This is a genomic window from Alteromonas sp. MB-3u-76 (assembly GCF_002831605.1).
GTDB lineage: Bacteria > Pseudomonadota > Gammaproteobacteria > Enterobacterales > Alteromonadaceae > Alteromonas > Alteromonas hispanica.
On record NZ_CP025115.1, the window covers coordinates 3,800,319 to 3,820,266 of the forward strand.

Genomic DNA, 19,948 nt, shown 5'->3' on the forward strand with positions numbered 1-19,948 from the left:
TGATCATGGAGGTGCCCCATGAAAATTCTTGATTTTGGTTTAGTGTCTATTTCTCAAGCTGCGAAGCATTTTGGCGTGTCAGTTCCAACACTCAGGCGTTGGGATAGAGAAGGGAGGCTAAAACCTCACAGCAGAACACTGGGTAATCATCGTCGATATAAGCTGTTAGATAAACAGAAATGTAAAGTCGGTTATGCCAGAGTGAGTTCACACGATCAGAAGTCGGACTTAGACACCCAGTCGTTATTTTTGCAACGGCATTGCGATGTAGTGCTAAAGGACTAAGGCTCTGGCTTGAATTGTAAGAAACCATGATTGCGTAAATTAATATCGATGCTGCTCAATCAACAAGTGTCAGAACTACACCTCACACATAAAGATAGGTTGCTACGGTTTGGACATGAGTTGGTGTTTCAACTGTGCCGATGGTCTGGCTGCAAGGTGATTATCCATAATGAATCGGAAATCATTAGCTTTGAGCAAGAGCTGGTGAAGGATGTGATCACCTTGATGACCGTGTTCTCGGCGCGTATGTATGGCAGGCGCTCACATCAAAATAAGCGGGTAAAACTCGCTGCTTGACACTGTATTTACATCCAGCATATTGAGATGCATGAAGTGTGCATTCAAAACCCGAATCCTAGCGAATAACAAGCAGGCCACATACTTTTTAAAAGCATGTGGCGTGTCTCGCTTTGCATGGAATTGGGGGGTGGTTGCATGGCAGAAGCAATACGAGTTATGGGTCGATTCCGGCAAGCAAAAGGCGCTCAAGCCGTCCGGCATGATGCTGAAGAAGCAACTGAATAGCGTGAAGAAAGCCGACTTCCCGTGGATGTATGAGGTCACCAAGTACGCTTCACAACAACCCTTCATCTTCTTAAATCGTGCATGGTCTGACTTTTTCAAAAAGAAAACCATGAACGGCAAGCCTGTAGGCAAGCCTCGTTTTAAAAGGAAAGGCAAAAGCATAGATTCATTCTATGTGGGTGGCGACCAAGTTGTGGTGCGTGGCCGTTATCGTAGTTGAAGATAAAATTATCACCATCAGGCGCGAGACGACCTGCCACGATAGGCTGGGTCTCCTCAGGCAGCCATATCCAGACGAAAGCTTCTTTATAAATCTGTTTAGAAGTCATCTATCACTTTCTTACTCCTTTTTCGGGCGCTTTTAGGCAGAAGTGACAGCTTTTCTTCAACTTGCTTCAATTGCATAGTAAGTCGACTAGGCTCTGCCTCAAAGAGCGTTACATCGACTATTCTCGCTACCTCAAAGGTTGCTCCTATTTCGCATTTCGGATCTGCTTTTTCTATGCGGGAAAGCATCCCTCTGGAAATACCTGCGCGGTCTGCAACTTCCTGAGCACTCATTTTTTTTTCGAGTCTTGAGGCGCGAATGCGCTTTGCCAATAATGTTAGCGCTTCTTCTGCATAACGGGAGTAAGTTCTGACTATAGATTTTGGCATTTTGTGTCACATATAGAACATTTAATGGCTTAATGAATTACATATAGTGCACGAGAATAAATTAGTCAAACTTACTGATAGTTTCTTAGTCTCTTTAATGGATATATTGGAACACGATGATTGCCCAATAGATTGGTTTTTAATGGACAATTAATGCTATTTGTGTTCATTAAATGACGTTTTATTGGACACTCCTACTTTTTCGTCCAATAACTGTGATTTAGTGAACACGGTAAAAAGACTATGGATTTGAATTATCAGAGGTAATATAGAACAGATAGTTTGTACTACTTCAATGTTCTGCTTCTCGTTGTGACCGCCAATGTAATAGGTTTCGCCAACTTTACCTTCAAGGGCAACCAGCACCAACGCGCGTACATGATCTTCTACATACAACCAGTCGCGAATTTGATTACCTTTGCCATATACTGGCAGTGGCTTACCGGCTAACGCGTTTAAAATACTGGTTAAGCTCGATAACATACACGCAAATTCTAATCAGGTTCGCCGCCTTTTACATCTTGAATTCTGTAGTAACTTTCTGACCTGATAACTCATTTTGTACATTTTTGAATAACGCCACCAATGTATTTTTCAAATAAATTTGGAATTTCTCTAACGCTAACGTTCTATCATACACATCAGTTGGCAAGAAGCGCCTCATCTCTTCAATAAATCTTTCGCTTCTCACAAGCTCTGGCAACCTCTCCAACAAACTAGTCAGCAATTCATCGAACTGTTCAAGCTTATAATCCGAAACTTTACTTTTGACTAGCTCTATGTTCAATGTAGCACCTTGCTGTTGCATCCAGGCTAAATCCCATATATCTCGGTAACGAACATATTTCGTTGTTGCCGGTAAAGAGATGATTTTGTCGGCCATAACTTCGTCTAGCGTTTCAGTTAATATTAGCGTGTCGCTGTAACCGTCTGGTAAAAAGTCATAGTTGGCTTTTAGCGCCAATGGCTCTTTTGTATAAGCTGGAATATTTGCCACTTCCACTTTAATTTTTTGTTGTGGCACATCCTTTCTCTCGGGAGACGTAACTACGGAAATTTGCCATTTATCAATGCGCAATTCTGCGTATTTAGGATTTTTTCTTAGCTCTTTGGGTTCTTTCACGTTAACTTCTAGCCCGTACCTAGCGCCTATGTATTTCTCAATACAAGACTTCATGTCTGCTAAAATTGCTGAGCTAAAATCCACTCCTCCTGCAAAATCTAGATCTTCACTGAAACGATTACCGCCATAACATAGCCGAAGTGACGTACCACCTTGAAAAATCAGCTTATCTAGAAGGCCTCCCTTCTCTAGCGCAAATAGAATGTCGTAATGTAAGAGTTCCTTTTCGATTACCGCTCGCATATGAACCACATGCTCATCTTGCATAGCCTTATTAACCAGTTGTGCAAAATTATCCTGATCAATCTTCATATAAAGCTCTCTCGTTAACTAAATGCGTGTTTCGGCCTACTCGTTTTAAATCTCTATATGCGGCTTGCTTACTTGCTAACCTAAGTGGCCGCCCTACCAGCTTTGTATTTGCCAGGATATCCGTGGGTGTTCGTTTAGTATGGGTAAACTCAATAGTACCGAATGGCGTTTTGTATTCGGCTGTTCGCCCCGTTGTCATGACTGTTAATCGATCAATAGGGATTTGAGAAATGGCACCAAAATCTGACAATGCAGATTCCAGACTAACGTAATTATATTCTCCACGACGAATCGTTTTAGCAATATACTCTAAGGTGTCGCTACCCTTCGACTGTGCCAGACTATATAAATACACACCATTGATAACACGGGTAAGAAGCCCGTCATCGATTAAGCGCTTGATCCCTGCACGCAATGTTCGCTCGTTGTCTTGATAGAAAATTTTGGCCAAATCTGAATTGGTATACACATAGCGACCATGCCTGTCATACTCCGACAGTTTTTTGATTGCTTCAGTCTTTTTCATAATGGCATCTAGTTATCAATAATTACACTTATTTGTGTCATAACCGTACACTTAAAACAAATAACAAACAAGGTTACTAAAAAAGTATTTTGGTTGTACTACACGCGTGATAATCAGTGGATTATCGATACACCTCATATTAACCAGTCGGCTCGGCCTATTCCCAAGGGCCACCGACGTGCAAGGGCGGAAATGGATTGCGACTTAGTTTTGGCTTGTTGCAATATGCTCTATTTTTTCGGAAAAAAAACCGGCGTATATACAGAAAAGCCGCTAAATTGCGGCTTTTTTATATGGCATATTACTTTGTACTCGATACTAACTACCCGCGCCTAAACGCTCACCATGATAACTACCGTCTAAAACCGCTTTCCACCAGCTTTCGTTAGCTAGGTACCATTCCACAGTTTTGCGGATACCACTTTCAAACGTTTCCTGTGGTGTCCAGCCCAGCTCGCGCTGAATTTTACTAGCATCAATAGCATAACGCATGTCGTGACCCGGGCGGTCTTGCACGTAAGTAATTTGCTCGGCGTACTTGCTTTCTTTCGGTTTAACTTCATCCAAAATAGCGCAAATGGTTTGCACTACTTCAATGTTCTGCTTCTCGTTGTGGCCGCCAATATTGTACGTTTCGCCAATTTCACCTTTTAGCGCCACAAGCACAAGCGCACGAGCATGATCTTCTACGTACAACCAGTCGCGAATTTGATTACCCTTGCCATATACTGGCAGCGGTTTGCCCGCTAGCGCATTTAGAATAACTAACGGTATTAGCTTCTCCGGGAAGTGATACGGCCCGTAATTATTCGAGCAGTTAGTAACTAGCGTAGGTAGCTTATAAGTACGCAGCCATGAGCGCACTAACTGATCTGAGCTTGCTTTACTGGCAGAATATGGCGAGCTTGGCGCATACGGTGTGGTTTCGGTAAACAACGGCAGCTCTGTACCTGGCGCTACTTCATCTGGGTGAGGTAAATCGCCGTATACTTCATCGGTAGATATATGATGGAACTTAAATCCACTCTTCTTTTCACCTTCTAATGCAGACCAATATGCGCGCGCTTGCTCTAGCAGTGTGTAAGTACCCACTACGTTGGTTTGAATAAATTCACCTGGGCCGTCTATCGAACGATCGACATGCGATTCTGCCGCCAAGTGCATGATAATGTCTGGCTGATGTGAATTAAGCACGCGCTTTACTTCGTCAGCATCGCAAATATCAACTTGTTCAAAGCTGTATCTTTCGTTGTTAGATACGGTAGTTAATGACTCTAAGTTACCTGCATAGGTAAGTTTATCTAAGTTAACCACCGCATGTTCGGTATCGTTTATTAGGTGACGTACTACCGCCGAGCCTATAAAGCCTGCTCCACCGGTAACTAATATTGTTTTACTCATTTATCTTTTTCTCAAAAAATTCTGTTCTGGCTGTGAATGCTACTTATCTAGGACAAGAACTGCCTAAGGCTAAACTTTATAAAAGTGTTTGTGCTGAAGTTTTCACACAGCTTTTACATCAGCAGAAAGCTCATTCACTCTCAGCTTCATCCACTAATTCATTCATCATGGCCGATAACTGCTTGCGCCAGTGCGTAGGATTACAAGATGAGAAGGCTTCTCTTGCCGATGTTTTATCTAACACGCTGTAATGGGGGCGCTTTGCTGGCGTTGGATATGCACTAGTAGGAATAGGCAACACAGGAATAGCGTTACTCAACAAGCCTTTCTCAACGCCCAGCTCTTGAATAGCCAACGCAAAATCGTACCAACTGGCCACGCCTTCGTCCGTCCAATGAAACACACCGGCAGTTTTGTTTTCAGCAGCCGACACACATGCCTCTGCCAAGCCTTTGGCCCATGTAGGCGTACCTATTTGATCGTCGATTACCGTAAGCTGTGGTTTGTCACCCATTAAGCGAAGCATGGTTTTCACAAAGTTATTGCCATGAGCCGAATACACCCACGCAGTGCGAATTAAACAACTCGCATCTGGCAACAGTTCGAGTAACGCTTTTTCGCCTTCAGCTTTTGTTTTCCCGTAAGCGCCCTGCGGTTCGATTGGATCGTTAGGCAAATAAGGAGAACCCTTATGCCCATTAAACACATAGTCTGTAGAGACATGTACTAAAAACGTACCGGCCTGCTTACAATACTTCGCTAAGTTTTCTACGGCTGTGGCGTTGATGGCATGGCATAACGCTAAATCGTCTTCGGCTTTATCAACCGCTGTGTATGCAGCAGCGTTAATAATCACATCTGGTGAAAGCTGAGACAGAGTTTTCGACAACACGTCTTCCTTCGTAATGTCGGTATCTTCAGGGCCTAGGCAAATAGTATCTTTGCCCAAAATCCGCACCAATTCATACGACAGCTGCCCTGCATTACCAATTACAATAATCTTCATGGCTATTCTTATTCCTTATAATTTGGCTGCGGATCAAAAGCTGGTAAACGTAGGTGCATCAACAAACGCAGTTCCGTTTTCATCTTTTCCAGAAAGCGAGGGCTTTTCACCATTCACTAACGGCCAGGTTATGCTCAACGTAGGATCGTTGTAGTTTATCGACACTTCAGACTCAGGGTGATAATATTCTGTACATTTATATACAAACTCAGCGGACTCGCTAGTTACATAAAAACCATGAGCAAAACCGGCAGGCACCCAAAGCTGTCGTTTATTTTCAGCCGATAAGGTAACGCCTACCCATTTCCCAAAGGAAGGTGCGTCTTTACGCATATCTACCGCAACATCGTATACTTCGCCGCTCACTACGCGAACTAATTTACCTTGGGGATGTTCCAGCTGATAATGTAGACCGCGCAGAATCCCCTGGCTTGACTTGGAATGATTGTCTTGAACGAAATCTACATCGGCACATTCTCTCTTAAACCAATCTGTTCTGAAAATTTCCATAAAAAAGCCACGCTCATCGCCTAATAGTTTGGGTTCAATGATTTTAACACCTGGGATTTCGGTACTAATTACTTGCATTTGGAAAGCCTAGTCCTTGTCTTCATTTATTTTACGCGGTCGCTTATTACTTTTGACAAGTAATCACCGTATCCACTTTTTTTCAGCGGCACTGCCAACGTTTCAAGTTGTTCAGCATCAATGTAGCCCATTCTGTACGCAACTTCTTCAGGACAACAAACTTTAAGGCCCTGACGCTTCTCTATCGCTGCTACAAAATTTGCAGCATCTAATAATGAGTCTAATGTACCAGTATCTAACCAAGCAGATCCCCGCCCCATCAACTCGACTTTAAGGCTACCATCTTCAAGATACATGTTATTTAAATCAGTAATTTCTAGTTCACCGCGGTGCGAAGGTTTTACTTCTTTGGCAAAATCAACTACACGATTATCATAAAAATAAAGGCCAGTCACAGCATAGTTGGATTTTGCTTTAGTTGGCTTTTCTTCAATTGAAAGTGCGTTCCAATCGTCGTCAAAATCCACAACGCCGTAGCGCTCTGGATCATTTACATGGTAGCCAAATACTGTAGCACCCTCCTCTCGTGCGTGAGCTTTTTGGAGAGAAAGCTTTAAATCGTGACCATAATAAATATGGCTATGTTCTGCTAAATTGTTGCTATACTGTATATGAATACAGTTATTGAGGGTTGATCATGATCCCAGCACAATTTACAAAGCTTATAGCCGAGTTAGAACACTTAACAGATAGTCAAACCCGTTATGTTGAGAAGCTGCTGAAAGGCACTGATAGCGTCTCACAGTTGATAACAGAGCTTGAGGAGCGGATGGTTGAAAACCCTGAATGTCCGCACTGCCATAGCTCACTGATCAATCGGCACGGCAAGGTAAACAAGATGCAGCGTTATCGCTGCAAGAACTGCGGCAAAACCTTTGTAGCGACAACGGCGACACCGCTAGCTCGACTGAGGTACAAAGAGCTTTGGTTAGAATATATTCGCTGTATGCTGGACAGTAAGCCATTGCGTAAATGTGCCGAAGAATGTGGCCTCCACCTTGAAACATCGTTCAGGTGGCGGCACCGATTCTTGGCGCTACCATCAGCACTGAAAGCGAGCAAATTAGAAGGCATTATCGAGGCAGACGAAACACTTTTTCCCTACTCAGAGAAAGGCTCAAAACGGATGACTCGTCAGCCCCGTAAAAGAGGGGTGAAAGCGAAAAAACGAGGGCGTTCAAAGGATGATTGGGTGCCAGTTTTAACGGTCAGAGACCGAGCTAAGAGTACGTATGAAGCCGTTGTGCCAAGTGTTACATCGGAAGCTTTGCATCAGGAGCTAGCAGGAAAATTAGAGAAAGACAGTGTGTTGTGTAGTGATGGCTATAAGCCCTACATAGCTCTTTCTGAGAAAAATGATTTAATACACAAGCGCTTAGATGTGGCAGGAGGAATTAAGGTGATAGATAAAGTCTTTCACATTCAAAATGTTAACGCCTATCACAGCCGTCTGAAAGCGTGGATAAAACGGTTTAACGGAGTAGCCACAAAATACTTGGAACACTACCTGGGTTGGTTCAGGTTTATGGATAATCCAGAAAACCTTAACGAAAACAGGCTCTTTTCGATTCAACAACAGTTAATCCGAACATAGCCATAAATATTATCGCCTAATATAAGCGTACAACTGTCGTTGCCAATAAAACTTTCACCTATTAAGAAGGCTTGAGCTAGACCATCAGGTGAAGGCTGTGCTGCATACTGCACATTGATACCTAAATCGCTTCCATCGCCGATTAACTCAATAAAGCGCTGCTGCTCCATAGGAGTAGTAATAATAAGAATATCCTTAATCCCAGACAACATCAGAGTAGCCAATGGATAAAAAATCATAGGCTTATCGTAAACTGGCATTAGCTGCTTACTTACCACTTTCGTCAATGGGTGGAGGCGTGTGCCGGAGCCGCCAGCCAAAATTATCCCCTTTCTTCTCATCGCATAATTCCTTACTCGCTCTCTTTTAAAATTTTAACCAGTTCACTTACAAGTGTCTCAGCAACATGTCTATTTGTCGCTTCTATCATTACACGAATTAAGGGTTCTGTGCCAGACTTCCTCAGTACAAGCCGCCCTTCTTTGCCAAGCTTTTCTTCTACGTTGGTAACTGCATGCTGTACCCTCGGAAGATTCAACACAGAACTCAAATTCTCGTGTCTAACATTTACAATGCATTGTGGTAACTTGGTCATACCTAACTTTATTTGAGCTAAGGAATAGCCGCTTTTCACTACAATGGAGAGTACCTGGAGCGCAGCAATTATGGCATCGCCGGTGAACGTATAGTCTAGGTTGAGTATGTGCCCTGATGTTTCGCCACCTATGCGCCACCCAGTTTCGTCGAGCTTTTCAACTACATACCTATCGCCCACTTTCGTGCGAACAAAAGGAATGCCTAATTCTTTTAGTGCAATTTCTAGCCCAAGGTTACTCATTAAAGTACCTACTACACCGCCTTTATACCCTGTTTGCTTGGCATCACGAGCAATGAGGTAAAGAATTTCGTCGCCATCGATTGTTTCGCCGTTTTCATCAACAAACATAATACGATCTGCGTCGCCATCTACGGCAATACCCAAGTTGGCCTTGTGCGTTTTCACTGCATCACTTAATGAGGCCAGTGACGTGGCACCGCACTCGTTATTAATATTTACGCCATTGGGAGTATTAGCAATGTTAATCACATTAGCGCCCAGCTCTTCAAATACGCTTGGTGCCACTTTGTATGCAGCGCCATTAGCACTGTCTACTACAATTTTTAATCCCTCAAGGCTAAGCTCGGAAGAAAATGTTCCCTTACAAAATTCAATGTAGCGACCGGCTGCATCTTCTACCCTACGGGCTTTTCCTAACATGCCAGAATCTACACACTTAATGCCATTTTCAATGGCATATTGAAGCTGCTCTTCTATTGCTTTTTGTTGAGCCTCACCTAGTTTGGCACCGTTTCTACCAAAAAACTTAATGCCGTTATCGTAATAAGGATTGTGTGATGCACTGATCACCACTCCTGCGTCGGCACGAAATGTTGATGCTAGATAAGCAACAGCAGGCGTAGGGATAGGCCCAGCAAGGGCAATATCAACACCGGCAGCTGACAAGCCTGCTTCTAAGGCAGATTCAATCATGTAACCACTAGCACGAGTATCTTTGCCCACTAGTACTGCTTTTGTACCATCTGCCGCAAGCACGGTACCCGCTGCCCAACCCAATTTCATTACAAAATCTGGGGTCATTGGGAAATCACCTACCTTCCCACGAATTCCATCGGTTCCAAAATATTTCTGAGACATTACTAATTCCTATAAACACAAAAGGCCACAACTTCAAAAGTTATGGCCTTAAAAACGTAAATTACTTGATTACTCAACAGTTACCGATTTTGCTAAATTACGCGGCTGATCAACATCTGTACCTTTAATTAGGGCAACATAATAAGATAGCAATTGAAGAGGCACCGTATATACGATAGGAGCTATGATATCCTCGCAATGCGGAATATTAATCACGCGCATGGTATCGTCGCTTTCAAAGTGTGCGTCTACATCGGCAAACACATACATAATTCCGCCGCGAGCACGCACCTCTTCCACATTAGACTTAAGCTTTTCAAGCAATTCGTCATTGGGGGCAACCACAATAACCGGCATCTCATCATCGATAAGTGCTAAGGGCCCGTGCTTTAATTCACCCGATGCATATGCTTCTGCATGAATGTAAGAGATTTCTTTAAGTTTCAGCGCTCCTTCCATGGCAATAGGATATTGCGCTCCACGACCTAAAAACAAACTATGGTTTTTGTCGGCAAACTCTTTGGCAAGTTCTTCAATGACATCAGCAGTATTTAACGCCTCCTCAATTTTACCCGGAAGTGTTTTTATTGCCGAAACAATCTTTTGTTCGGTGCTTTCCTGCAAACCATTAAATTTACCAATAGCAAGAGTGAGCATTAAAAATGCCGTTAACTGCGTGGTAAATGCCTTGGTAGAGGCAACGCCAATTTCTGCCCCCGCTAGTGTCATAAACGCTAAGTCTGACTCTCTCACCAGTGATGAGCCTGGCACATTACAAATAGTAAGTGCTGACATATAGCCAAGCTCTTTTGCCAAGCGAAGAGCAGCCAGCGTATCTGCCGTTTCACCACTTTGCGATATAGTTACTAACAGGCTGTTTTCGTGAACTGCCGACTTTCTATAACGAAACTCAGAAGCAATTTCTACCGAACAAGATACATTGGCGTACTCTTCTAGCCAGTAGCGAGCAGTCATGCCCGCATGGTAACTGGTACCACAGGCGATAATTTGAACATGTTTAACTTGTTTTAAAATACTTTCAGCACCTTCGCCAAACAATGCGTCTGTACTGTGAATATGCTCAATTCTATCTTTAAGGGTATTTCTGATTACTGCCGGCTGCTCGTGTATCTCTTTAAGCATGTAATGTCTATAACCGGCCTTATCACCCGCGTCATGCTCTACGGTAGACTCGACAATTTCTCGCTCTACCTGCTTTCCGCTTTCGTCAAAAATAGTTACTTCTCGGCGTGTAACTTCGGCTACGTCGCCCTCTTCCAAGAAAATAAAACGACGAGTTACTGGTAATAGCGCAAGTTGATCAGATGCAATAAAATTTTCACCAAGCCCTAAACCAATAACAAGAGGGCTGCCAGAGCGAGCCACTACCATCTTCTCAGGGTCTTCTTTATCAATTACAACGGTACCGTAAGCCCCGGTAAAATGAGTTACCGCTTTTTGAATTGCCTGTAACAACGAAAGCCCCTCGTCGAGCATATTGTGCACAACGTGAGCAATGGTCTCGGTGTCGGTATCGCTGGTGAAGTTGTAGCCTTGCTCACTTAGCTGTTTACGAAGGGCAACATAGTTCTCAATAATACCATTATGAACTACCGCCACGCGGCTAGAAGAAAAGTGAGGGTGTGCGTTGTATTCTGTAACGCCGCCGTGAGTGGCCCAGCGTGTGTGGGCAATACCTGTTGTGCCTAGTGCAGTTTCGTTCTCAACGGCTGTGGCTAAGTTATTTACTTTGCCAACTTTTCGAATTCGCTGCAGGTTTCCATCCTTGTTCAGTAGCGCTACACCTGCAGAATCATACCCTCTATACTCAAGCCTTTTTAGGCCCTCGAGCAGTATTTCAACTACATTTCGTTCGGCTACTGCGCCTACAATTCCACACATTCCATTTACTCCATACTTTACAAACTTGCTGTAAGACTGCTTAACTTTTTGACTTTAAGAACGCTAATTTTTATTTTTTGTAAAACTCACGATACCAAGCCACTAATTCGGCAACACCTTCTGCTACAGATATTTTCGACTTGTACCCGGTAGCAGCAAATAAATCTTCAGTGTCTGCAAAAGTGCGATACACGTCACCTGGCTGCATCTCTCTAAAATTCTTTTTCGCCTCGACACCCAACTCACTCTCAATAGCTTTAATAAAATCCATCAAATTAATTGGCGAGCCATGACCGATATTGAAAACCTTATAGGGAGCTGAACTAGTTGCAGGTGTGCCGCTTTCCACTGTCCAGGTTTCATCCTTAACTGGAACGACATCAGCAATACGAACTACACCTTCAACGATATCGTCGACGTGTGTGAAATCTCTCCACATATCGCCGTTGTTGTTAACGTCAATTATATCGCCATCTAATATCTTCTTGGTAAAGATAAACGGCGCCATATCAGGTCTTCCCCATGCTCCATACACAGTAAAAAAGCGAAGCCCTGTTGTCGGAATATCGTATAAATGAGAATAGCTGTGAGCCATTAGCTCGTTCGACTTTTTGGTAGCAGCGTAAAGAGAGACAGGATGATCGACAGAATCAGCTGTAGTAAAGGGCACTTTTGCATTTAGACCGTATACAGAACTAGAGGATGCATAAATAAGGTGCTGAACACTGTTCTGCCTACAGCCCTCAAGTATATTCAAATGCCCCACTAAATTAGCATCTGCATAAGCGTGAGGATTATCAATTGAGTATCGCACTCCTGCCTGCGCAGCAAGGTGAATAACTCTGTCGAACTTTTCGCTCGCAAAAAGCTTGCTAATAAGCGCTCTATCAGAAATATCTAAGCGCTCAAATTTAAAATTATCGTGCTCAATTCGTTGTAACCTAGCCATTTTGAGGTCAATATCATAATAATCATTTATGTTGTCGACACCAATAACGCTGTGGCCTTGATGACACAACTTCTCGGCTACTGCACTTCCAATAAAACCTGCAGCACCGGTAACCAAATACTTCATATCAAATCCCGGAAGGGGTATTGACTAGGCAATACCATAGAAAACTCAAATTCTTTAAAGTGGCAAATATTTTGATCATGCTGGATATTTGCACGCGTTTCAACTTTAGTCTAGCCGATGTATTGTAATGAACAGAGGCAACAATACAATCAAGCAGTGAATGAAAACTACAATTAGGGTGTAACTAAGCAATGAGTAGAGGCAATACTAAAAACCTATATAAGCACCCAGTCGATAAACCTGTTCACCCACTGCATCAATACCGCTGGACGCTTCGATACCCCAATACACATTCTCGAACCGAGAGCGATAATCAGCACTAAAGTTTAAACCTGAATTAACAAGCTCGTTCGAGTTTTCTGCCAACAATGCCACCTGAGACCAGCCTAGCGAGGTAGTCAAGCTTTCATCAGCATTCATCGACCAAAACCATTGTGCCGTTAAGCTCTTTGCAGCGCTATTTTGCGCCTTGGTTGCAATAAAATGTGCAAGCGAAGTTTTGTTATCTTGATAGCCGTTGTTGTAAATGTCACTGTTGTAAAATCCTTGGTCGTAGCGCGTTGCCTCTATTCTTAAAGAGCTATCGTTTATAACCGGAAAATAAATACCGATAGTAGCTGCATTTGGCTGCTCACCGTTATCGCCGAGCACCTTTTTGGTAACATGCTCACCATAAATTGAATAGTGGAACCCCACAACTTCATGGTTATACCTAGCTTGAAGTGCATAGCGCCTGTCGGCTTGGGCTTCGCTGAAAGAGGAGTTTTCAGCACTTCCTAAGTTATTGGCGGTAAGGGCATCAAGAAAATCACTACCCCCACCGTCTCTCACTCCGCCACCAAATACGGTAGTGTGGGCAAAACCAAGCGTAACCTGCTTAATGGGCGAAAAGTTAAAAGTTGCCCCCGTTATATACGGCTTGTCTTGTTCAAATATGTCGCCAGAATATATGCCCACTTCATTATTTAACCTTCCTGCAAACACTTCATAATTAATATCGAATGCACTTATCGGCACAACATTGCTAGCCGATACACTAGCGAAAGCTTCTGATTCATTTGAGAGTAGCAACGAGTTAATGCGCCCCACCGACCACCAGCGAGACTTATACCCTATATCAAGTTGTAAAATATCAACGCCAACATGCACCATGCCCTGGGCTTTATTTACGTTGTTTTCACTAATAATAGCGCTGGCGCTTACGCCTATATAATCTGAGTACATTGCATAACCAGCAGTTTCTAAAAGTAAGCTGCTTTCTCCGTCTGCACCAAAATGATATGGGTTGCTAATGCTGTTGTTACTAGATGCAAGCGACACTTGCATTAAGCTAGTGCTAGTTCGCTCTTTGTGATTGCGCAAATAGGGGGCAAGATCTCGATAAAGCAGTGGGTGCGTAGTTTGAATTTTACGGGCCAAAGCAGTAACTTGCGCTATTTTATAGGGCTTGTTTAGCGACGTTTCGCCAGCAATAGCACCCAACCTTTCTATCTTTTGTGCAATGTGATTGGGTAGATTTAAGGGTAAGTATGGCGACACCCCGGCACTGTATGCTTGCGTAGAAATCAATAATAGGAAAATTGCAAAAGCAAGTTTAGATTTAGTTAGCACGTAGACTCGCGTCAAAGTAGTTTCACCATTTAATAAATTGTTAATTGAGCGTTTGTGAAAGCATAATCTCAAGATTTACGCAAAAGGTTTTTTGCATTGGACTAAAAACGGCCTTCGTTTTATGACGACAGTAAATGATACAGCAACTTACATTTCAATTCCTAGAGATAGTGAATATATTTCCAGACATTAAACCATGTTGTTTCATTTGGAACTTAGTCAAAAAAAATGTAAACTCACGCGCCTCAGACCTTTATAGTGATCTATAAACAAGGCTTACAGCTTCAGCAACAAGGAACATAAAGTGATACAGCTCAGTTTTGTCTTTTTTTTCTCTTTTACGGCCCTCTTTACTCTCCGAAGGCTGGCTAAGCGAGTAGGCTTAGTTGATTTACCTAATCTAAGAAAGCACCATGATGGCGAGGTCCCGCTGGTCGGGGGCATTGCCGTATTCATAACCATCGCACAATTTATATATAACAATATTGGGCTTATGCCGCATGCACACTTATACCTCACAATAATCGCTATTTTGACAACTATTGGTGCGTTAGACGACAAATTCGATATCAGTTACAAATTCAGACTTTTAGTTCAAACGTTACTCACTATTTCAATGATATATTTCACGGATTTCCAACTTAACTTTGTTGGCGATATCCTCGGAGTTGGTAACTTAGAGTTTGGATTTTTATCGCCGTTAGTTACTATACTTGCCGTTATTGGGGCAATAAACGCTTTTAATATGGTCGATGGAATCGATGGATTACTTGGAGGGCTCTCAATTGTAACGTTTTTGAGTCTGGCTTTGGTTTTGACTATGGCCTCTCAACACGACCTGGCATACATGTGCATTGTAATTGTGGTCGCGATTACTCCTTACGTAGCATTTAATATGGGCTGGCTAGGGAAGACAAGAAGAATTTTCATGGGAGACGCTGGTAGCATGATGATTGGGTTCACTGTTATTTGGTTGCTTCTTGTCTCTAGCCAAATGAAAGGTGGACCGATTATTAGACCCGTGACAGGCTTATGGATAATAGGCTTACCACTAATGGATATGGCAGCTGTTATGTTCCGAAGGATAAAAAGAAAACGTTCCCCTTTTAGACCGGACCGTGATCATTTGCACCATATATGCTTGCGACTCGGATTTGGAAGATACAAAAGCCTATTCTTGATATGCGGCATCTCAGCCGTTTTTGCATCAATTGGAATATTGGGGGAATATTTAAACGTACCTGAGCCATTAATGTTTTTCGGGTTTTTAACGACTTTTGCAATATACAATTATGTCCTCACCGCAAATTGGCCCCATAGGAAAGAAGATATCGAGGAAAGAAATTTAATAAGCTCCAGCGCTAAATGATGAAAACTGCCTCACCGGAGGGTAAATCAGCTCTGCTATTTGTGACAACGGACTACCTATCGAAGTCAACCATTTTCAAACAAAAAGCTCTATTAGCAGCACGTTAATGCCGCTTCTTTTTTCTTGGATTTAGCTACCTCGCTCAAATAAAAATATTGCTTACCATGATATACAGGTGTCCTTCATCGAAGGCACTAACGGACTTAACATAGCATTATTAAAATTCGAGGGCGTAGAGCATTATCTACTAGGTCGCTCAATGCGCCTTAACGGCCCTGGGTGACTTACGTCCCTCGAAAAAACTCGTGATAACCATGGTAATCTACATTATTCTTAACGATTGAATGTGCGACACGTGCTAATTTTACAGCAACCGCTGTGTATGCCTTTCGCCCTACATCTGCCGAATCACCATTGGTTTTGATATACCGTTCATATTTGTATCTGAAACTGTTTTCTTTCATTCGAATAGCCGCATTGGCTGCCAGCCAGAAGCCATAACGCAGACGTGCATTGCCTCGCTTAGACAATTTATAGCTTCCTTTTTGCTGTCCACTTTGCTGCGCCGATAGATTAAACCCACAATAATTAAGGTGTTGCCTGTAGTGAGCGAATCTCGCCAAATCGCCGCCTTCTGCCAGAATGATTAAGGCAATGACGGCACCCACACCAGGCAATGTTTTTAATCGTTGGTAATCTTCCCTGTCACCCAGAAACTGCTCTGATTGACGCTCAAGCGCAAGGCGTTGGCGTGTTAAATCAATATAACGTTGTAGCTGCAGCCGATATGCCTCTACCGCGACACTGTTAATGTCGACTGGTAAACCAATAGAATTCTCTGCCACACCATACAAGTGCTCCAAGAACTGTTGTTTAAACTGTTTGCGACCAACTATATTCCAAGCACGTTTTATAAACGTTGCCTTGCGATAACGTGTAATAGACGCGGGGGTTGGAAACTTCAACAAGAAGTCACAGAACCATTCAGACCTCGAATTGTGCAAAAACTGCTCTGCCTCTGGAAAGTAAAGAGTCAGGTTATGATTCACCAAGCTATTTAAACATCTAGTCCTAGCAATCGTGACCTGATGATAGGTGTTTGAAAGCTCTTGGATATCCATCGTTTTATTAACTAGCGGATCGTAAAACGGCCTTGAGATCCCTTGATTGAGTAGATACAAGATGACTTTGGTGTCTTTACGATCATTCTTATCCCATGTTTGATAAAGCATCTCCCGAGCGCGAGCGCATGACAAAGATGAGACTAAATGACACTGTGCTCCTTGTTTCTCAAACCAGTAGGCAATATTGCGATGATAGTCCGCAGTTGGCTCGAAGCCAATCCTAACTGACGACTCTCCATTAAAACGTAAGCGGTCAAAATAGACCGCTCTTTTATTCTTAAGCTAAGCCCCTAAAATCTAATCATTGATTAATATAGGAGAAAATATCAATGACTAGACGAAGCTCTCAAGAATGGCAGCAACTTATCGATGCGCAAGAAGCCAGCGATATGACCATCGCGCAGTTTTGCCACACGCACCACATTAACCAGTCCACTTTTTATTTGCAACGCAAAAAACGTCAAGCTTTGTCGTTGCCGCAGACATCACCGCAATGGCTGCCCATTGACAGCATGACCTCACATCGGCCAGCCATGCGCCAATGGCAAATCGAGTTAACGCTACCAAACGGTGTGGTGCTGAACATGAGTAGAGATGGTTAATGCTAACAGCAAGTAGCGCTAAAATATGGTTATATCTTGGTATTGCCGATATGCGCAAGCAGTTCGACGGCTTAGCGGCGTTGGTGAACAATCAGTTGCAGATGCAAGCACAGCTCGGCGATTGGTTTGTGTTTGTGAACCGCAAACGCACCATGATAAAAGTGCTGTATTACCATCAAGGCGGTTACTGTTTATGGTCGAAAAGATTGGAGCGGGGCACCTTCGGTAAAGTGTCAGGTAATGGGCATAAAATCGCCCTGAACACCGCGCAGTTACAGTGTTTGATTGATGGTGTTTATTGGCAAAAAGGCAAACAAAACATGCGACTTAAGTAGCTGAATTTGCTATACTTAGCCGCATGAAAAGCGCTGCCGATTTGCCACAAAACACACCTCATATTCCACAAGAAGAATATGCTAATGTGTGTGCAAAACTGGCTGAGTCACAAGCACACGCCGCGCAGTTGCAACAACAAGTCGACTGGTTTAAGCGTCAGTTGTTTGGGCGTAAGTCAGAAAAGCACATAGTAGAGAATTCTGACCAAACGCAGTTGTTTGGCCAAGCGACGAATGAAGATTTACCGCCAGCACCTAAAAAAGCCGTCAAAGGCTATGCCCGCTCCACTAAACAAAAAGATGACAATAACGTCAATGATACCGGCCTTCGCTTTACTGATGACGTGCCCACAAAAGTGATTGATGTGCCTTGCCCCGAGCTTGAAGGTGAGGATGCTGATAAGTATGAAATTATTGGCACGAAAGAGACCCATCGCTTAGCGCAACTGCCAGGTAGCTACCAAGTCTTAATTTATCGCAAAAAAGTCTTTAAAAGCAAAGAAACGGGCAACATGTTGTCCCCCTCAACTCCCGATAATGTGTTAGAAGGGGCGTATGCGGATGTATCACTATTAGCGGGCCTCATGGTTGATAAAGCCGTATTCCATTTACCCCTTCACCGACAGCATTTACGTATGCTGCAATCGGGTGTGACTTTATCGCGGGCGAGCTTAATCAACTACGTCAGTCAAAGCATTGATTTAGTTATCCCTATCGCACAAGCAGTGCTGAGTAATATACTGAGTGGGGGCAACATCAGCATGGATGAAACGCCGATGAAGGCGGGTCGACAAGCCTCGACTCGCCGCAAACATAACACCATGAAACAAACCTACTTCTGGCCCATTTATGGTGAGCAAGATGAAGTGGCCTTTACCTGGTCATCTTCTCGCGGCAAACAACATGCGATTGCGCAACTCACTGGCTTTAATGGCACCTTGCTAAGCGATGGTTATGCGGTGTATAGCCAAATCATTGATACGCTAAACAGCCAAGGCCAACACATCACCCATGCAGCCTGTTGGGCGCATACGCGCCGCTACTTCGAAAAAGCATTGGATTATCATCCTAAAGAGGCACAATACGCCTTGGCTGAAATACAAAAGCTGTATAAAGTGGAAGCACACATACGAAAACACGCGCTTAATGCCGAGGATACCGTGCAATATCGCCTCAAACACAGCGAGCCTGTCATCAATGCTCTGTTTCATTGGCTATACGAGCAACGCCAACGCCCAGAATTATTACCTAAAGATCCGTTAAGCAAAGCCTTAGCTTATGCCTATGACCGTCATCATGAGTTAAAGACTTACCTGACGCACGCACAAGTGAATATCGACACTAATCATTTAGAAAGGGCCTTACGCGTTATCCCTATGGGTAAGAAGAACCATTTGTTCTGCTGGAGTGAGTTGGGCGCAAAACAGCTTGGTGCCTTGCATACACTCACCGTGACCTGCAAATTACACAACATCAATCCATACCACTACCTAGTCGATGTACTGCAACGCGTATCGCAACATCCAGCCAAAGACATCATCGACTTAACCCCTAGACGCTGGAAAGCACTGTTCGCTGATAAACGCCTGCGCTCAGACATAGAAAAGTGAAGACGCTATGACCGAAAAAGAAACGAAAACGACCATCGATATTAGCCAACTCACTCTCGACCAATTGTATATACTCAATGAAGCGGTCGTTAACCGCATTGATGAATTACGAGCAAAACAAGATAGAGAAGCGCGTAACCGTTCACCAAGGCCCTATTGACAGGCAACTTTAAAGTCTTTGAGCAGAGGATAGGTGGTTTTATTCAGCGTCGCAGCAAGTATTGCCCGGATCCATTTCAGAGGATTCAACTTTTGTTTTCGGCAGGTTTCAACAATGGTCAGGATGCGCTGTCTGAACAGTTCGCCCCGATGTGACCACACGCCATAGCTGCCTTTTCGCCACAGTACATAGCTACGCAATGAGCGTTCTGCTTCATTATTGGTCAGGGGCACGCCTTCATTCTTGAGGAATACCCAGCACATATCATCGTGTTTCAGCAGCAGTTTACACCGGTTCTGATACCGGGGAGTCACACAACGCCTTGATGCCAGTTCAAGTTGTTCTCGCCAGGCGATACGCAGTTTTTCCATTCGGTCCCGGTATCGCTTTTCACTTAGTTCGTTACTCTCATACCGGTGTTGCAGCTGGAACAGGTAACCGTTCACC

General features: G+C 43.5%; 17 protein-coding genes and 7 pseudogenes. 9 read left to right on the plus strand and 15 right to left on the minus strand.

The genetic code is table 11. From position 1 onward, the window contains the following. The first annotated feature begins 18 nt into the window (after window positions 1-18). The 3 genes and pseudogenes from CW735_RS16880 (at window position 19) to CW735_RS16885 (ending at window position 1,030) form a co-directional block, all read left to right on the plus strand. Window positions 19-582, plus strand: a pseudogene (locus CW735_RS16880) (IS607 family transposase). A gap of 31 nt (window positions 583-613) precedes the next feature. After that, window positions 614-679: pseudogene (locus CW735_RS20160) on the plus strand (hypothetical protein); the annotation flags it as partial. Between the two features lie 6 nt (window positions 680-685). Continuing rightward, entirely contained in the window at window positions 686-1,030 is a 345-nt protein-coding gene (locus CW735_RS16885) for a hypothetical protein (RefSeq protein WP_232368313.1), read from the plus strand. 98 nt (window positions 1,031-1,128) lie between these two features. Here the strand turns inward: CW735_RS16885 and CW735_RS16895 are convergent, their stop codons facing one another. The 8 genes and pseudogenes from CW735_RS16895 to CW735_RS16930 form a co-directional block, all read right to left on the minus strand. Continuing rightward, a complete protein-coding gene (locus CW735_RS16895) occupies window positions 1,129-1,467 on the minus strand; it encodes a helix-turn-helix transcriptional regulator (RefSeq protein WP_100972989.1) in 339 nt (112 codons plus the stop codon). A gap of 264 nt (window positions 1,468-1,731) precedes the next feature. After that, window positions 1,732-1,929: pseudogene (locus tag CW735_RS16900) on the minus strand (NAD-dependent epimerase/dehydratase family protein); the annotation flags it as partial. A 52-nt stretch (window positions 1,930-1,981) separates the two neighbouring features. Then, window positions 1,982-2,902: a nucleotidyl transferase AbiEii/AbiGii toxin family protein gene (locus CW735_RS16905; protein WP_100972990.1), complete on the minus strand. Its 921-nt coding sequence runs from the start codon at window positions 2,900-2,902 to the stop codon at window positions 1,982-1,984. Beyond that, the gene (abiEi, locus tag CW735_RS16910) at window positions 2,892-3,428 is read right to left on the minus strand and encodes a type IV toxin-antitoxin system AbiEi family antitoxin (protein ID WP_100972991.1); all 537 of its coding nucleotides are present in this window, start codon (window positions 3,426-3,428) and stop codon (window positions 2,892-2,894) included. Before abiEi ends, CW735_RS16905 begins: the two co-directional genes overlap by 11 nt. A 318-nt stretch (window positions 3,429-3,746) precedes the next feature. Next, on the minus strand, window positions 3,747-4,829 hold the full coding sequence (gene rfbB, locus CW735_RS16915; RefSeq protein ID WP_100972992.1) for a dTDP-glucose 4,6-dehydratase: 1,083 nt from the start codon (window positions 4,827-4,829) through the stop codon (window positions 3,747-3,749). Between the two features lie 130 nt (window positions 4,830-4,959). Continuing rightward, window positions 4,960-5,835 carry a dTDP-4-dehydrorhamnose reductase gene (gene rfbD / locus CW735_RS16920; RefSeq protein WP_100972993.1) on the minus strand — a complete coding sequence of 292 codons (876 nt, stop codon included), beginning with the start codon at window positions 5,833-5,835 and terminating at the stop codon, window positions 4,960-4,962. 33 nt (window positions 5,836-5,868) lie between these two features. After that, on the minus strand, window positions 5,869-6,423 hold the full coding sequence (gene rfbC, locus CW735_RS16925) for a dTDP-4-dehydrorhamnose 3,5-epimerase (protein WP_100972994.1): 555 nt from the start codon (window positions 6,421-6,423) through the stop codon (window positions 5,869-5,871). A gap of 26 nt (window positions 6,424-6,449) precedes the next feature. Next, window positions 6,450-7,001, minus strand: a pseudogene (locus CW735_RS16930) (sugar phosphate nucleotidyltransferase); the annotation flags it as partial. A 59-nt stretch (window positions 7,002-7,060) separates the two neighbouring features. Between CW735_RS16930 and CW735_RS16935 the strand changes: the two are divergent. After that, window positions 7,061-8,017 (plus strand): IS1595 family transposase, encoded by a 957-nt coding sequence (locus CW735_RS16935; RefSeq protein WP_157812624.1) that lies wholly within the window; start codon window positions 7,061-7,063, stop codon window positions 8,015-8,017. A gap of 2 nt (window positions 8,018-8,019) precedes the next feature. Here CW735_RS16935 and CW735_RS16940 read toward each other — a convergent pair. The 5 genes and pseudogenes from CW735_RS16940 to CW735_RS16960 all read right to left on the minus strand — a co-directional run. After that, a pseudogene (locus tag CW735_RS16940) lies at window positions 8,020-8,358 on the minus strand (sugar phosphate nucleotidyltransferase); the annotation flags it as partial. Between the two features lie 11 nt (window positions 8,359-8,369). After that, on the minus strand, window positions 8,370-9,713 hold the full coding sequence (glmM, locus tag CW735_RS16945) for a phosphoglucosamine mutase (protein ID WP_100972995.1): 1,344 nt from the start codon (window positions 9,711-9,713) through the stop codon (window positions 8,370-8,372). 69 nt (window positions 9,714-9,782) lie between these two features. After that, window positions 9,783-11,615: a glutamine--fructose-6-phosphate transaminase (isomerizing) gene (gene glmS / locus CW735_RS16950; protein ID WP_100972996.1), complete on the minus strand. Its 1,833-nt coding sequence runs from the start codon at window positions 11,613-11,615 to the stop codon at window positions 9,783-9,785. Between the two features lie 70 nt (window positions 11,616-11,685). Beyond that, a complete protein-coding gene (locus CW735_RS16955) occupies window positions 11,686-12,690 on the minus strand; it encodes an NAD-dependent epimerase (protein ID WP_100972997.1) in 1,005 nt (334 codons plus the stop codon). 207 nt (window positions 12,691-12,897) lie between these two features. Further along, window positions 12,898-14,301: a capsule assembly Wzi family protein gene (locus CW735_RS16960; protein ID WP_157812718.1), complete on the minus strand. Its 1,404-nt coding sequence runs from the start codon at window positions 14,299-14,301 to the stop codon at window positions 12,898-12,900. Window positions 14,302-14,605: 304 nt separating this feature from the next. Between CW735_RS16960 and wecA the strand changes: the two genes are divergently transcribed. Next, the gene (wecA, locus tag CW735_RS16965) at window positions 14,606-15,670 is read left to right on the plus strand and encodes a UDP-N-acetylglucosamine--undecaprenyl-phosphate N-acetylglucosaminephosphotransferase (protein WP_100972999.1); all 1,065 of its coding nucleotides are present in this window, start codon (window positions 14,606-14,608) and stop codon (window positions 15,668-15,670) included. A 284-nt stretch (window positions 15,671-15,954) separates the two neighbouring features. Here the strand turns inward: wecA and CW735_RS16970 are convergent. Then, window positions 15,955-17,007 (minus strand): annotated as a pseudogene (locus CW735_RS16970) (IS110 family transposase); the annotation flags it as partial. A gap of 116 nt (window positions 17,008-17,123) precedes the next feature. On the opposite strand from CW735_RS16970, the gene tnpA reads away from it, so the two are divergent. The 4 genes from tnpA to CW735_RS19645 are packed head-to-tail and all read left to right on the plus strand — an operon-like array spanning window position 17,124 to window position 19,501. Next, the gene (tnpA, locus tag CW735_RS16975; protein ID WP_100970758.1) at window positions 17,124-17,396 is read left to right on the plus strand and encodes an IS66 family insertion sequence element accessory protein TnpA; all 273 of its coding nucleotides are present in this window, start codon (window positions 17,124-17,126) and stop codon (window positions 17,394-17,396) included. Further along, a complete protein-coding gene (gene tnpB, locus CW735_RS16980) occupies window positions 17,396-17,731 on the plus strand; it encodes an IS66 family insertion sequence element accessory protein TnpB (protein ID WP_100970759.1) in 336 nt (111 codons plus the stop codon). The genes tnpA and tnpB overlap by 1 nt, the downstream gene beginning before the upstream one ends. A 23-nt stretch (window positions 17,732-17,754) precedes the next feature. Then, the gene (gene tnpC / locus CW735_RS16985; protein ID WP_198520977.1) at window positions 17,755-19,341 is read left to right on the plus strand and encodes an IS66 family transposase; all 1,587 of its coding nucleotides are present in this window, start codon (window positions 17,755-17,757) and stop codon (window positions 19,339-19,341) included. Between the two features lie 7 nt (window positions 19,342-19,348). After that, window positions 19,349-19,501, plus strand: a complete 153-nt coding sequence (locus CW735_RS19645) for a hypothetical protein (protein ID WP_157812636.1) — start codon at window positions 19,349-19,351, stop codon at window positions 19,499-19,501. Here the strand turns inward: CW735_RS19645 and CW735_RS16990 are convergent. Continuing rightward, window positions 19,495-19,935 (minus strand): annotated as a pseudogene (locus tag CW735_RS16990) (IS66 family transposase); the annotation flags it as partial. The gene CW735_RS19645 and the pseudogene CW735_RS16990 sit on opposite strands and share 7 nt — an antisense overlap. Window positions 19,936-19,948: the final 13 nt, after the last annotated feature.

Bases quoted from the DNA above. Each gene is read 5' to 3' on its own strand.
- glmS (WP_100972996.1), bottom strand. From the start codon at position 11,615: ATGTGTGGAATTGTAGGCGCAGTAGCCGAACGAAATGTAGTTGAAATA.
- tnpB (WP_100970759.1), top strand. From the start codon at position 17,396: ATGCTAACAGCAAGTAGCGCTAAAATATGGTTATATCTTGGTATTGCC.
- tnpC (WP_198520977.1), top strand. From the start codon at position 17,755: ATGAAAAGCGCTGCCGATTTGCCACAAAACACACCTCATATTCCACAA.
- CW735_RS16905 (WP_100972990.1), bottom strand. From the start codon at position 2,902: ATGAAGATTGATCAGGATAATTTTGCACAACTGGTTAATAAGGCTATG.
- rfbD (WP_100972993.1), bottom strand. From the start codon at position 5,835: ATGAAGATTATTGTAATTGGTAATGCAGGGCAGCTGTCGTATGAATTG.
- tnpA (WP_100970758.1), top strand. From the start codon at position 17,124: ATGACTAGACGAAGCTCTCAAGAATGGCAGCAACTTATCGATGCGCAA.
- CW735_RS16935 (WP_157812624.1), top strand. From the start codon at position 7,061: ATGATCCCAGCACAATTTACAAAGCTTATAGCCGAGTTAGAACACTTA.
- CW735_RS16955 (WP_100972997.1), bottom strand. From the start codon at position 12,690: ATGAAGTATTTGGTTACCGGTGCTGCAGGTTTTATTGGAAGTGCAGTA.
- CW735_RS16895 (WP_100972989.1), bottom strand. From the start codon at position 1,467: ATGCCAAAATCTATAGTCAGAACTTACTCCCGTTATGCAGAAGAAGCG.
- glmM (WP_100972995.1), bottom strand. From the start codon at position 9,713: ATGTCTCAGAAATATTTTGGAACCGATGGAATTCGTGGGAAGGTAGGT.
- abiEi (WP_100972991.1), bottom strand. From the start codon at position 3,428: ATGAAAAAGACTGAAGCAATCAAAAAACTGTCGGAGTATGACAGGCAT.
- rfbC (WP_100972994.1), bottom strand. From the start codon at position 6,423: ATGCAAGTAATTAGTACCGAAATCCCAGGTGTTAAAATCATTGAACCC.
- CW735_RS19645 (WP_157812636.1), top strand. From the start codon at position 19,349: ATGACCGAAAAAGAAACGAAAACGACCATCGATATTAGCCAACTCACT.
- rfbB (WP_100972992.1), bottom strand. From the start codon at position 4,829: ATGAGTAAAACAATATTAGTTACCGGTGGAGCAGGCTTTATAGGCTCG.